8 protein-coding genes are annotated in these 13,985 nt (G+C 60.8%); 5 read left to right on the top strand and 3 right to left on the bottom strand.

Features of this window, described 5'->3' with window-relative positions; all coding sequences use genetic code 11:
- Positions 1 to 13: 13 nt before the first annotated feature.
- A complete protein-coding gene (locus P0N66_RS07525) occupies positions 14 to 1,063 on the top strand; it encodes a deoxyguanosinetriphosphate triphosphohydrolase (protein ID WP_275803930.1) in 1,050 nt (349 codons plus the stop codon).
- Between the two features lie 3 nt (positions 1,064 to 1,066).
- Positions 1,067 to 3,820, top strand: a complete 2,754-nt coding sequence (locus tag P0N66_RS07520) for a valine--tRNA ligase (RefSeq protein WP_275803927.1) — start codon at positions 1,067 to 1,069, stop codon at positions 3,818 to 3,820.
- A gap of 156 nt (positions 3,821 to 3,976) precedes the next feature.
- Here the strand turns inward: P0N66_RS07520 and P0N66_RS07515 are convergent, their stop codons facing one another.
- The gene (locus P0N66_RS07515) at positions 3,977 to 6,472 is read right to left on the bottom strand and encodes a pentapeptide repeat-containing protein (protein WP_275803925.1); all 2,496 of its coding nucleotides are present in this window, start codon (positions 6,470 to 6,472) and stop codon (positions 3,977 to 3,979) included.
- A 450-nt stretch (positions 6,473 to 6,922) separates the two neighbouring features.
- Between P0N66_RS07515 and P0N66_RS07510 the strand changes: the two genes are divergently transcribed.
- Positions 6,923 to 9,742, top strand: a complete 2,820-nt coding sequence (locus P0N66_RS07510; RefSeq protein WP_275803923.1) for a transglycosylase domain-containing protein — start codon at positions 6,923 to 6,925, stop codon at positions 9,740 to 9,742.
- Positions 9,743 to 9,767: 25 nt separating this feature from the next.
- Entirely contained in the window at positions 9,768 to 10,295 is a 528-nt protein-coding gene (locus P0N66_RS07505) for an SEC-C metal-binding domain-containing protein (protein WP_275803921.1), read from the top strand.
- A 162-nt stretch (positions 10,296 to 10,457) separates the two neighbouring features.
- On the opposite strand, the gene P0N66_RS07500 is transcribed toward P0N66_RS07505, so the two are convergent.
- Both P0N66_RS07500 and P0N66_RS07495 read right to left on the bottom strand, forming a co-directional pair.
- A complete protein-coding gene (locus P0N66_RS07500) occupies positions 10,458 to 11,645 on the bottom strand; it encodes a hypothetical protein (protein WP_275803919.1) in 1,188 nt (395 codons plus the stop codon).
- A 74-nt stretch (positions 11,646 to 11,719) separates the two neighbouring features.
- Entirely contained in the window at positions 11,720 to 13,714 is a 1,995-nt protein-coding gene (locus P0N66_RS07495; protein ID WP_275803917.1) for a BCCT family transporter, read from the bottom strand.
- A 79-nt stretch (positions 13,715 to 13,793) separates the two neighbouring features.
- On the opposite strand from P0N66_RS07495, the gene P0N66_RS07490 reads away from it, so the two are divergent.
- On the top strand, positions 13,794 to 13,922 hold the full coding sequence (locus P0N66_RS07490) for a hypothetical protein (protein WP_275803915.1): 129 nt from the start codon (positions 13,794 to 13,796) through the stop codon (positions 13,920 to 13,922).
- The last annotated feature ends 63 nt before the right edge of the window (positions 13,923 to 13,985 follow it).

The following is a 13,985-nucleotide window of genomic DNA, read 5'->3' as shown; positions in this document are numbered from 1 at the left end:
ATCTTCCGCCGCCATGAGCCTGATTCGTCAACAAATAGAGGAGCGCGAGGCCCTCAACCTTGCTCCCGCCGCCGCTCGCAGCCGCGAGTCGCGCGGGCGGGAGCGGCCGGAGGAGGAATGTTCCATCCGGGTGGCCTTCCAGCGGGACCGGGACCGGATCATCCACTGCAAGGCCTTCCGCCGCCTCAAGCACAAGACCCAGGTCTTTCTGGCCCCGACCGGCGACCATTACCGCACCCGGCTAACCCACGTGCTGGAGGTTTCCCAGATCGCCCGCACCATCTCGGTGGCCCTGCGCTTGAATGGCCATCTCACCGAGGCCATCGCCCTGGGCCACGACCTGGGCCACACCCCCTTCGGCCATGCCGGCGAGGCGGTGCTGGCCGAGCTGCACCCGGAAGGGTTTCACCATTACCAGCAGAGCCTGCGGGTGGTGGACCGACTGGAGAACAAGGGCCGGGGCCTGAACCTGACCTGGGAGGTGCGCGACGGTATTGCCAAACATTCCAAGGGCCGGGGCGCCATCCTGCCGCCGGTAACGGCGGACAACTCCCCGTCGCCCGCCACCCTGGAGGGCCAGGTGGTGCGCCTGTCCGACATCATCGCTTATGTCAACCACGACCTGGATGACGCCGTACGGGCCGGCCTGCTACGGGACGACGAGATCCCCCAACACCTGATCAAGCGTCTGGGCGCCACCTCCTCCCAGCGGGTCAACACCATGGTCTGCGACCTGGTGGAACAGACCCTGGCCGCCGGCGGTGAGCAGTTGACCATGAGCCCGGAGATCGTCGCCGGGATCGACGAGTTGCGCACCTTTCTCTTTGCCCGGGTCTACGAAAACTACAAGGTACACACCGATTTCTTCAAGGCCATGAAGGTGATCCGCGAACTCTACCAGTATTTTCTGGCCCACGACGACCACTGGGAAAAATCCATCCATTACCCGGCCGACACCACCCGCGACCGCATGGTCTGCGATTTTGTCGCCGGCATGACCGACCGCTACGCCCTGGACTTATACGCCAGGGTTTTCCTGCCCAAACCCTGGAGTGTTTTGTAAACCATGAGCCAATCTGCCGCCAACCCCGACGCCAAGCCAGCCGCCAACCCGTCCCAACAGCTTCCCAAGGCCTACGAATTTCGCGAGGTGGAAGACCGCTGGTACCGGAACTGGCTTGAACACAAAAATTTCCGGGCCACCATGGATGAGTCCCGGCCCTCATTTTCCATTGTCATTCCGCCCCCCAACGTTACCGGGGTGCTGCATGTGGGCCATGCCCTGAACAACACCCTGCAGGACATCCTGGTGCGCTACCGCCGCATGCAGGGCTACAACGTGCTCTGGCTGCCGGGCACCGACCATGCCGGCATTGCCACCCAGAACGTGGTGGAGCGGCAACTGGCCGCCAAGGGGGTCAGCCGCCAGGAGATGGGCCGGGATAAGTTCATCGAGCGGGTCTGGCAGTGGAAGGAGGAATCCGGCGGCCAGATCATCAACCAGCTCAAACGGCTGGGCTGCTCCTGCGACTGGGACCGGGAACGCTTCACCATGGACGAGGGGCTGTCCAAAGCCGTACGCGCGGTCTTTGTCCGCCTTTACAAGGAAGGGTTGATCTACCGGGGCAACTACATCATCAACTGGTGCCCCCGCTGCCACACCGCCCTGGCCGACGTGGAGGTGGAACACGAGGAGACCGCCGGGGCGCTCTACCATATCCGCTACCCCCTGGCTGACGGCAGCGGCCACCTGGTGGTGGCCACCACCCGCCCGGAGACCATGCTGGGGGACACGGCGGTGGCGGTGCATCCCGGCGACGAGCGTTATCGCGACCTTAAGGAGGCGGCGGTGATCCTGCCGCTGGTCAACCGCAAGATCCCCATCGTTTACGACACCCATGTGGAAAAGGATTTCGGTTCCGGGGCGCTCAAGGTAACCCCGGCCCACGACCTCAACGACTTCGAAATCGGCCGCCGCCACGAACTGCCGGTACTGAAGGTGATGGACGACCACGGGGTGATGAACGAGGAGGCCGGCGCCTATGCCGGGCTGGATCGCTTTGCCTGCCGCAAAAAGATTGTCGCCGACCTGGAAGCCGCCGGGCTGCTGGAAAAAATCGAGGACTACCAGCACGGGGTAGGCCAATGCTACCGCTGCCAGACGGTGGTGGAACCGGCTTTGTCCCGCCAGTGGTTCGTGGCGGTCAAGCCCCTGGCGGCGCGGGCCACCAGCGCCGTGCGCGAAGGCGAGATCAACCTGCTGCCCAAGATGTGGCACAACACCTTTTACGAGTGGATGGACAACATCCGCGACTGGTGCATTTCCCGCCAGATCTGGTGGGGCCACCGCATTCCCGCCTGGACCTGCGAGTCCTGCGGGGAGCTGATCGTCGAAGAAAGTGATCCGGATCTCTGCCCCCAGTGCAACTCCGACAATCTGCGCCAGGAAGACGACGTGCTGGACACCTGGTTCTCCTCGGCCCTGTGGCCTTTTTCCACTTTGGGCTGGCCGGAGCAAACCAAGGAACTGCAGATGTTCTACCCCACCAGTGTGCTGATCACCAGCTTCGACATCCTCTTTTTCTGGGTGGCCCGGATGATGATGATGGGCCTGCATTTCATGGACCAAGTACCCTTCCGGGATGTCTATCTGCACGCCCTGGTGCGGGACAAGCACGGCAAGAAGATGAGCAAGTCCAAGGGCAACGTGCTGGACCCCCTGGAGTTGATGGATAAGTACGGCACCGACGCCCTGCGCTTCACCATGGCCGCCTTCGCCGCCCAGGGCCGGGACATCAAACTGGCCGAGGAACGCATCGAGGGCTACCGCCACTTCATCAACAAACTGTGGAACGCCGCCCGTTTCACCCTGATGCAGATAAGCGATCACCAGGAACCGCACCTTGCGGCGCCTGGCGACCGCTTATCCCGGGAGCAATCACCGGCACAAGTGAATGAGGTCGCCAGCCCAACCGACGAACTGTCCCTGCCCCACCGCTGGATTTTGAGCCGGGCCGGTAAGGTGGCCGACGAGGTAAGCCGGGCGCTGGATGACTACCGCTTCAACGATGCCGCCAATGTCGCCTACCAGTTTGTCTGGAAGGAGTTCTGCGACTGGTACCTGGAGTGGATCAAGCCCGAGCTGTACGGAGACGACCAGGCGGTCAAGGCGCACAGCCGGGCGGTCCTGCTGCGGGTGCTGGAGGATATCCTGAAGATTCTCCACCCCATGATCCCCTTTGTCACCGAGGAGATCTGGCATGCCCTGCCGGGAGCGCGCTCTTCCATCATGGTGGAACCCTTCCCGGTGGCCGACCCGGCCCGGCAGGATGACGCGGCCGAAGCCCAGGCCGAACTGCTGATGGAGGTGGTGGGCGGCATCCGCAACATCCGCAGTACCTACCTGCTGCACCCCTCGGCTACCATCAAGGTCGGCATCATCTGCACCGAGGCAAACAGGGTCGCAACCCTGCAGGAACTGGCAGGGGCCATTAAGGGCCTGACCCGCAGCGACAGCCTGGAGATCATCACCCAAGGCCGGCGGCCGGAAGGTACCGCCACCCACATCCTGCCCGAGCTGGAAATTTTCGTGCCGCTGGCCGGCCTGGTGAACGTGGCCGCCGAATGCGCCAAGCTGGACAAGGAAGAAAAGAAGCTCAACCAGGAACTGCAACGCATCCAGGGCAAGCTCGGCAATGAAAAATTCATGGCCAAGGCCCCGCCGGAGGTGGTGGCCAAGGAACAGGCCAAAGAGGCCGAACTGCTGGCCACCCTGAACACCATCCGGGAAAACCGCCGGCGGCTGCAGGCCATCGGCTGATTAACGGCCGAGTGATCTGACAGCCCGTTAAATCAATATTTTGTTGGCCTTGGTGAACGGTTTACGACCACCCCGCTTATTGCCGGCGTCGCAAAAAATCCGTCCATGGGCACGTTGATGACTTCATGTGAAGTCATCGTAACCGGCGACACAAATTTATGATCGGCGGCCGGTGGGCGGGGCCACCGTCAGTTCCTGTTCGCCGATGGCCCGGCCTTCGTAGTAGAAACGGATTTTCCAGATACCGTTGACGTTACCGGCTTCCGGCGGGATGGTATACGAGATCAGTTGCCGGCGGGCATTATGCACCGTCTGCTGCTGGGAGGCCACCTGGCGGCCGTCGGGCCCGAACCAGCGGATTTCCATCTCCAGCGGCTGGTCGGCGGGGATGAAATTGACCGCGAACAGGGCCCCGAAGGTGACCCCCGGTCGGCCGGGGATGCTGTCCGGCGCCGTGGCGAACAACTGGCGGCGCAACAGAGCCGCCTCGATGTTGCTGGACTCACCGATCACCCGGCCCAGTTCGCTCATCCCCTGGTACTGTTCGGCGACCATCCCGGCGCCTTCAATATCCACTCCCCATATCTTCACCGGTCGGCCATCCCCGCTGCCGGTCGCTTCCTCTTCCAGCGCCAGGGCGGTCAACGCCACCGACTGCTCACGCTGTGAATCTTCCCCGGCCGGCCCCGGCTCATATCCCTTAGCCTGATCCAGCATTCTCGCTTTATCGAGATTTTTGACGTTAAAGAGGCTGGCCTTGGTGAGGTTGGTCTCGGCAAAGACAGTCCGATTAAAATCGGCATCGTTGAGGCTGGCGCCGCTTAAGATCGCCCCGGACAAATCGGCGTCGGTCAGGTTGACCCAGCGCAGATCGGAACGACTGAGGTTGGCTCGCTGCAGGTTGGCCTGGCGCAGATCGGCGTTGCTCAAGTCAGCATCGGCCAGGTCGGCATCGCGCAGGTTGGCGTTGACCAGGTTGGCGTTGCGCAGATCATAACGGATCATCCGGCCGCCAAAGGAGACCGCGCTCCGCAGACTCTGCAGCACCGTGGCTCCGGCGCCGAGGTTGACCCCGGTCAGGTTGGCTTCCCGCAGGTCGGTGTTACTCAGGTCGGCATCAACGATGGTGGCCCAGGAAAAGTCGGTCCGCTGCAATGAAGCATGACTCAACCGCACCCGGCGAAGATTGGCCTCGCGAAACACCGCCCCGGTGACAATCGCATTGCTCAGATCAGCCCCCTGTAAGTCGGCTTTTTGCAGGGAAGCGTTGGTAAGATTGGCCCGGATCATGGAAGTCCGTGCGGTGAGATCGGCCCCATCCAGATTGGCCGTGGTCAAGTTGGCCTCCAGCAACTTTGCTCCGGCCATTACCGCCTCGCTGAAGACCGCAGCGGTGAGGTTGGCCCCGGTGAAATCAGCCTGGCTGAAATCCCCCTTCTGGGCCGCCACCCGGGTTAAATTGGCGGCCCGAAAATCGGCGTTGTGAGCCACTGCAGACAGCAACCGAGCACCATGCAGGGTGCCGCCGGCAAAAACCGCTTTATCCAGTCGGGCGCCGGCAAGGTCGGCAGCACTGAGGTCGGCCTCCACCAGGCTGGCGTCACTCATATCCACCCCACGCAAATCCGCCCCGTACAGATTGGCCTTGCTGAGATTGGCTTTGACCATTTTAACCCCGGCCAGAGCCAGCCGACTCAAATCGGCGCCCTCCAGAGCCGCCCCGGCCAGGTTGACCTGTTGGAAAACTCCGCCGGTGAGATCGGTGTCGTTGAAGGCGGCCCGGGAAAGATCGGCGCCGCTGAAATTGGCCTGCCGGAAAGTCGCCTCGCGAAAATCGGCCCGGCGCGCATCAACATGGCGAAAATCGCTTTCGCTGAACAGCACCTGTCGCAGATCCGCCTGCCGTAAACGAGCCTGACTGAAGTTGGCCCGGGAAAGATCCGCCCGGCGCAGATCCGCCCCGCCCAAGTCGGCCAGAGCCAGGTTGGCCCGGACCAGGTTGGCGTCCACCAGCCGGGCCTCCCGCAGATCCGCCTCACTGAGATCGGCGTGCATCAAGTCCGCCCCGCTGAAGTTGGCCCCTCGCAGGTTGGCCCCCTGCAGGTTGACTCCATGTAACCGGCTGTCGGCAAAATTCACCCCTCGCAGATCGAGCCCGGCCAGATTCAGGGTACTGAGGTCTTGGCCCTGCAGGTTGCGATCACCGGCCAGGGCCTGCTGCACGCGACTCATGGCGATCTGTTCCCGGGCTTCAAGGTCGTCAAGCACCGCCGGCGCCGAGGGCGGAGCCGGAATCATCATGGTGGCGAAAGGCAGCCGGGAGGCCAAGGGCTGCTTGCTCCCATCACCCAAAAGATATCCGGCCAGGGCTGCCGCCCCCACCAGCAGCAGCACGCCCACCGCCACCGCGCCCCGCCCGGGGCGAAAACGCCGCCATTTTTGCGGGCCTCCCGGGGGGGACGGGTTAACCGACAGACCCGGCGTTACCGCCCGCACCTGCCCCCTTGTCTTGCACCGCGGGCACGGAACTGTTTTACCGGCATGCCGGCCGGCCACCTCCCGTTTAAAATTACAGGCCGGACAGCGAAAGACCGCCGACGACGCCTGCGGAGCAGCATTCTGCGTGTTCTGCTGGGGGGCTGCTTTGCTCATTACACCTGAATCCAAGGTTATCGTTCCTGCCCACAGGTTGCGGCTGAAAGTTTGTTTTATTTGTGGCGGTTGCCTTATGTCATAGTATATCGGCATTCCCCGGCGGCACCTGAGAACTTTTTCCGCCGTTGTGCCGTCTTTTGTTTTGCCTGGCGCAACCCGGGTCGGTTATATTCACACCCAGCAGCCGTTTGCCGATATGTTAACCAGGTGTAACTGTTCATCAGTGCCCCCGAAAGCGGCGATCAGGTCGGCTTGAGTGCCTGGTGTACGCTACGCCGACTTAGCTTACCGCAACCTGGGGCGCTGCTGGATGGTTACCTGTCGGAATGGGCTTGATAGTTACAACCAGGTTCTCAAAAATCAATCTGACCGGTGCCGGCTCGTCCTCCGGCTGCGGTTACCCGTAATCCTTGTATGGAGCAGTCGTACTGGTAGTACGATAATATCGTGAGCGATCCCCAAGAACAAAAGCCCACCGGCACCGCCAAGCAACCTGCCGCCGACGGCCGGCAGAATTCACGACGGCGTGACCCTCGGGAACAGGCGGTCAAATACAAGGCCTTCAAGCACACCTTTTCCGAGGATGCCATCCGGCAAGGTTTGAGCGAGAAGGACATGGACAAGAAGTTGCGGCGCAGCAACAGCCTGGTGGAACGCTACCGCCACTACCAGGAACTGCGCAAACAGGGCGGGACCATCAATCTTGCCTACCCCTGGCGCAATCCCTTCAACCGGCTGATGTTCGCCACCTTCTTCTGGCTGCCCCGCATCGTCCGCTGGGTGGCGCTGACCCTGCTGGCCCTGCTGGCCATCAATTATATCCCCGGCCCCACCCAGCACATTGTGGAAATTCTGGCCGCCCGCGCCGTTTACGACACCGCCCCCATCGCCCGCCTGCCGGCCAGCCTGGAAAGTTACGCCCACTCGGCCCGGATTATCGACCGCCACGGCAACATCATCAAATCTTACGGCCGCCGCCAGGTGACCATGGAGGTACCAAAACGGGCCCAAAAAGCCATCATGGCCTGCGAGGATCACTATTTTCTGCCCCATGAGGCTTATCCCTGGTACGTCAACGCCTTTCTGGTGCACCCCGGGGTCAGCTGGTTCAACCTGGCCGGGGCGGTACGCGATACCCTGGCCGGCAATCCTCGCGGCGCCAGTACCGTGGTGATGCAGAACGCCAAAAAGATCCTGGGCAACACCGAGCGGACGGTGGCCAACAAGCTGGAGGAGGTTATCCTGGCCTACATGATGGTGGCCCGTTTCGGCAAGGAGCAGAACCTGGATTTCTATATCAATACGGTTCCGGTGGGGGCCAATATTTACGGCCTGCCGGCCGCCGCCGAAAGCTATTTCCGCAAAGAGCTGGCAGAGCTTAATTACCAGCAACTGGTGGCCATCGGCGCCTTCATTCCCAATCATTTCCGCCAAGTCGCCTTTTACCGGATCGTTGGCGGCCAGAATTTCGACGAGCTGGACCCCAACCTGGCCGCCCACGCCCGGGCCGCCGTCAACAAGACCAACCTGGCCCTTGGCCACCTGCACCGCCTGGGAGAAATCAGCGACCGGGAATACCGCCAGTGGCGTCTGCATGATGAAGAATCGATCCGCAACATCGGTTTCCGGGACTTTCGCTCGCCCCTGTACGGAGAAGAGGAATGGACCTCGTGGAACGTCATCCGGGAGGTAACTTCCCGCACCTACCGGATCAACGGCCGGGAGGTAAGCGGCAGCCAACTGCTGCTGGACGAACCGGGAGATGTGGTAATCGAAACGGCCATTGATCTTAATTTTACCGAAAACGCCAAAAAGGTCATCACCGAGTTTCTGGCCTCGGAGGAATATCGCGATGTCCTGCGCCGAAGCAACCGCAACCTGTGGCGGCGGGAACTGGAACGCTACGAAGATCAGCCCCGCGAGGCCCCATTTGAAGATTTTACCGGCTTCATGCGGCAACTTGAACGACACGTCAATATCGGCATTATCGCCATCAATCAGCACGGTGAAATCGTCTCTTATGTGGGCGGCAAGGAATTTGCCGGCGCCGAGGGAGCCGCCAACCTGATCGCCGCCGACCACCAGGCCGCCGACCAGCCGCGTCCGGTGATCATCGACCTGATGAACCGCCGGGCCACCGTGGCGCCTTCCTCGACCATCAAGCCGGTGGTCGGTTACTACGCCATGGTGGCTGCCGATGTCCGGCCGGAACACACCTTTGCCGATGAACCGGTGGAATTCAAATACGTCGAAGAAGAAGGCCGCCAGATATGGCTGCCCCGCAACTGGTATGATTACGACCGGCGCGGCAGCGGCAACAACCGTTATCACGGCCGGCAATACAGCCTTACCGACGCCCAGGTGCTGTCGGTCAACACCATCTTTGCCCGGCTCTACACCAACCGCCTGGTACAAAATGCCATGCTTAGCGCTTTTGACCGGGTAGGGCTGGAGTACAATCGGGAGGACGCCCGCTACTGGCCTTTCGGCATCGGCGCTTCCGACCTGCCGGTACAGCAGTGGCTGGCGGTTTACAGCGCCTTTCTGGACGGATATTATCGTCAGCCGGCTTTTGTGAGCCGAATCACGGTCAACGACCGGGTGATTTACCAACGCGCCGAAGACCCGGCTTTACGCCCCTTACCGCTTTTCGACGCCCGGCGAGAACGGGAGGCGAGCCTTAAGATCCTGCATGAGGTGGTCAACCGAGGCACCGGCGCGGCCATGCGGGACAATTTTCCCTACTTCCGCAACCTGGTTTCCGGCAAGACCGGCACCGCGCCCCAGGGCCGCTCATCGCTGTTTATCAGCCACTTCAACCCCCAGCGGGACCGCAGCCGACACCAGGAGGAAAACCTGACCATGATGGTGCTGTTTACCACCAATACCGGCGGCTTCAAAAGTGTAGGGATGGCCAGCGAAGGTCCGGTCAAGGTGACCGGCGAGATCTACCGTCATATTTTCACCCAGCGCCTGCAAAAGATGATGGACCGCAAGATTGACGAGGCCCGCCGGGACAACGCCCATTTTCGCAACAACCACGTCTACTGGGCCAACGTCAATCGCTATCTTGACACCCTGCTCACCGACCGCTGCCCCAACAACCGGGATTATATCCATGAATACGTGGTGGGGGTTGACGGTTTTGCCGAGGCGGTGGAACAGATTTTAAGCCCCAACAATCAGATCTACACTGGCCGGGACGACATTTTCAACGCCCTGGTCCACTACTACTGCGACCAGGAAAGAATAATCCGTATCGATTGACCAACAGACAAGGAGAGTTGCAATCATGAGCAAAATCGGCCGTAACGACCCCTGCCCCTGCGGCAGCGGCAAAAAATTCAAGAAGTGCTGCCTGGAGCAGCAACGCCTGGCCGGACGCACCCCGGCGCCGGCCAGCCAGCCACCCTCGCTGACCGGCGAGATCAAGGCCCTGCAGGAAGCCGCCGTCGAAAAGCAGATACGGTTTAAATCCCTGGGGGTTTTTGTACTATTCACCACCGAAGCGGGTGACGCCTGGGTACTGGAAGTAACCGAAATGGACGCCGTCCAGGTGGCCCGGGAAGGTGAAGCCGTAAGCGTGGAAATCGAGGAAACCCCCGAAACCCTGGAAATCAACTGGACCCACCGTTTCCAGCTCACCGACAAAGGTAAAAAACTGCTGCTGGAAAGCTATGCCGACCAGAGCGAGAGCACCATTCCCCATTGCCCCACCCAGCAGGTCCGGGCGGCGGTGAAAAAGATCAAGGCCCGGATCTCGCCGGAGTTGCTGGAGTCCATCCATCTGCAACAACAGAACGAAGAACCAAAGAGCTGAGGCGGGCACAGGGTACTCATGGCATGCTGCAAAACCGTCGGTTGTGAACCAGGGGGTGTGGGGGGACTGCGGCAACCGTCCAGGCCGCAACACGGCGAGTACCTGCCCATGGCGTGCTCACAACCATCGCAGTTGGTGCGTTGTCATCCTGCCGCCGGGAGCTTAAAAGTAGTAGCCGAAGTTGATATTGAAGCGATACTCCCATTTGTCATCGGGATTTCCCCCGAAACGCTCCCACCCGGAAGTGTTGCCGACAAAATCGTTGCCGTTGGAGTAGGCCAGATCGGTGTAGCTGTACCAGTTACCACGGGCCCATGCCGCCCCCACAACCAGCATTTCACTGTCATTGAAGCCGCTCTCGGTTTTCATCAGTGAGCTGTATTCGATGTAGGGCACCAGGTAATCCAGCCAGTCCAGTTGCGGCGTTTCCAGGTAATATCTTAACGATACCGCCGGAATCCAGGCCTCGGCCGCCACCAAAGTGTAATAATCGTGGGCTCCCATCTGCACTAAAGTGTCGGTGCCCAAGGGCTGATCCTCGTCCACGTCATATTTGTAGTAGGTCAACTGGGTCGCCAGAGTCCAGTTTTGCCACTTGGTCACGGCATGCAGCGAACCGGCGTAGTGATCGCCGTCGCTCTGGGGGCCCTTGCTCTTCAACTCGCCGTATTGCAATGAGGCGCCAATGTCCATCCCGATCCCGGCGGCGGTGGTCAGACTGTAAATGGTCCGGGCGTTGAACTGATTGCGCTCTTCATAACCGTCACCATCACCGTTGACCACGTCATAAGAGTAGCGGGCGGCCTTGGTGTTGCTGCCGGCATAAGACCCTTCATCACCGTAGTAATAGGCAACATCCACGGTCCAGTCCGGGTAGGTACGGGTATATTTGATACCCATATCCATGTCATCAGCCAGGCCCACATAGTAGTGCTGATCGAACATCCAGCTCTGGGACACCCCATAAGGTCCGGGGCCAAAGGGTACCCGATTGACCCCCACCTGCAACTGGCTTTCATCGGCAAAGTTGTAACCCAGCCAGCCGGTGTGCAGGAAATGATAACCGTCGTAGAAACGGTACTCGACCTTGCCCCTCCACTCATCCCGGGTATAATCCAGGTTGAGCCGGAAGGTATCAAGCACGAAGTTGCCGCCATCACCCTCGGCCCGGGAGGGGGATCCGATCTCCGGCTCATAGTCGCCGATGGTATAGTTAACCCGCATGGCGCCGCCCAGGGTCAGCGGCCCGAATTCAATGGAGCCGGCGGCCGAGGCCGGGACCAGCATCCCCGCCGTCATGATGCCGGCGACCAGCAGGCCGCCGCTTCGTTTAACCGGATTTTTCCACATTGTTATCATCTCCTCTGTTGATCGTGGCCATGACGCCGCGCCGTGGCGGCGACCGCCGGCCTTTATTTATTCATTTACCGTACGGCCTGCAGGAAATGGACATGCCGTTCATACTGCTCCAGCACGTCACTGATAACGTACTCTTTGCTCCAGCCCATGATGTCGTAATCCTGCCCCCCTTCCAGCAGATGCACCTCGGCCCGGTAGTATTTCAAGGCTTCCGCCCGACTGGCGCGGGTATCACGCATGACCAGGGTCGGCGCTTCATAGGGCCGGGGCCGTACCGAATAAAAGAAATCCACATCATCTTCGGCGGCATGCCGGACCTCGACCCAAACCCGGCCGTCCTCGCCTTCCTCCACCCGGGCGTCAAGCTTCTGTTTGCGCAACTCCTCGGCCACTTCATGCAGGGCCGGTTTGACCACCGAAGTCAGGAACTCCAGCACCTCCCGCTTGCGGGGCTGGTGAATCAGGGTACGCAAACGCTGTTTCCAACTCAAGGCGGCATGGGGGCCGCGGGGCATGACCCGGGCATCCCGCAGGCTGACCCGCTTGATCTCTTCAATGCGCAGGGCGCGCAACAGGCCCCAGGCCATAAGGATCATGATCGCGGTGAAGGGCAAGGCACTGGCGATGGTGGCGGTCTGCAGGGCCGCCAGGCCGCCAGCCAGCAACAAAGCTGCGGCCACCACCCCTTCCACCAGGGCCCAAAAAATCCGCTGCCAGACCGGCGATTCTTCTTTGGCCCCGCCGGAGGTCAGGATATCCACTACCAGGGAACCGGAGTCCGAAGAGGTAACAAAAAAAGTGATAACCAGCAGAGTGGCGATCAGGGCGGTAAGGGAAGAAAGCGGCAGGTGCTCGAAAAACTGGAACAGGGCCACCGAGGTATCCGCCGCCACCGCCTCGGCCAGGGCGCCGATGCCCTGGATCATGATCATATGCAGGGCAGTGTCGCCGAAAAAGGTCATCCACATGAAGGTGAAGCCAACCGGCACCAGCAACACCCCCACCACGAACTCGCGGATGGTGCGCCCCTTGGAGACCCGGGCGATAAACATCCCCACAAAGGGAGCCCAGGCGATCCACCAGCCCCAGTAGAACAGGGTCCAGCCGCCGATCCAGTCGGTGGGTTCATAGGCATAGAGGTTGAAAGTCATCTCAAACAGGGAGGAGATATACATGCCGGTGTTCTGCACCAGAGTTTGCAGCAGAAAAACCGTAGGGCCGGCTATCAGTACAAAAGCCAGCAGAGCGGCGGCCAGAATCATGTTGAGCAGAGACAGTCGGCGGATGCCGGCATCCAGCCCCAGGGCCACCGACAGGGTGGCAATGGCGGTGATCACCGCGATCAGGAGCACCTGCACCCCCACCGTGGTGGGCACCGAAAAAAGATAGTTCAGACCGGAGTTGATCTGGATTACCCCGAACCCCAGCGAGGTCGCCACCCCGAAGATGGTGCCCAGCACTGCGAAGACATCGACCGCGTGGCCGATGGGGCCGTAAATCCGGTCGCCGATCAAAGGGTAGAAGGAGGAGCGAATGGTCAAGGGCAGGCCCTGACGGAAGGAAAAGTAGGCCAGCGACAAGGCCACCACCGCGTAAATGGCCCAGGCATGCACCCCCCAGTGGAAAAAAGTGATCCGCATGGCCTGTTTGGCCGCCTCAGCGGTTTCGGCATCACCCACCGGCGGACTGACATAGTGCATCACCGGCTCGGCCACCCCGAAAAACATCAGCCCAATCCCCATCCCGGCGGAAAAGAGCATGGCGAACCAGGACCAGTAGCTGTAGTCGGGCTCGCTGTGGTCGCTGCCCAGCTTGACCCGGCCATGTCCGGAAACCGCCAGGCCGATCACAAAAACCAGGAAACCGGCCACCGCCAGCACGTAAAACCAGCCGGCGGACTCGGTTATCCAGCTCTGGGTGGCATCAAAGAGGGCGCCTGCGGTTTCGGTGGCAACCATGGCAAAAGTGACAAAAGCCACCGTTAGCACGGCGGACAGAATAAAGACCGGGGGGTTTATCTGGATCCAGGATCGGCGCTGGGCGATGCTTTGTTCTTCCACGCTATTTCCTCCCGCTGTTCTAGGGTTGGTTTAAGAAATCGTGTTATTTGCCAACAGATTTTCGGGAGCCACCGTAAACATGATCGGCATGGTCAGCAAGTTTTTTTTCGGCAACAAACCACAAGCGTTGCAAGGTAAAAAAGATGTAACTATCCAGCTCATTCCGGCACGTAACCATCCAGCAGCGCCCCAGGTTGCGGTAAGCTAAGTCGGCGTAGCTTAACATCAGGTACTCAAGCCGACCTGATCGCCGCAAGACGGGGTGCTTACC

Origin of the sequence: Desulfurivibrio dismutans, assembly GCF_029210385.1 — a bacterium.
GTDB lineage: Bacteria > Desulfobacterota > Desulfobulbia > Desulfobulbales > Desulfurivibrionaceae > Desulfurivibrio > Desulfurivibrio dismutans.
The sequence above is the reverse complement of the archived record's forward strand: the minus strand, read 5'-3'. Positions and strand labels throughout refer to the sequence as shown.

Excerpts from the sequence above, each read along its gene's own strand:
- P0N66_RS07525 (WP_275803930.1), top strand. The coding sequence starts at position 14 with ATGAGCCTGATTCGTCAACAAATAGAGGAGCGCGAGGCCCTCAACCTT.
- P0N66_RS07505 (WP_275803921.1), top strand. The coding sequence starts at position 9,768 with ATGAGCAAAATCGGCCGTAACGACCCCTGCCCCTGCGGCAGCGGCAAA.
- P0N66_RS07490 (WP_275803915.1), top strand. The coding sequence starts at position 13,794 with ATGATCGGCATGGTCAGCAAGTTTTTTTTCGGCAACAAACCACAAGCG.
- P0N66_RS07500 (WP_275803919.1), bottom strand. The coding sequence starts at position 11,645 with ATGTGGAAAAATCCGGTTAAACGAAGCGGCGGCCTGCTGGTCGCCGGC.
- P0N66_RS07520 (WP_275803927.1), top strand. The coding sequence starts at position 1,067 with ATGAGCCAATCTGCCGCCAACCCCGACGCCAAGCCAGCCGCCAACCCG.
- P0N66_RS07515 (WP_275803925.1), bottom strand. The coding sequence starts at position 6,472 with ATGAGCAAAGCAGCCCCCCAGCAGAACACGCAGAATGCTGCTCCGCAG.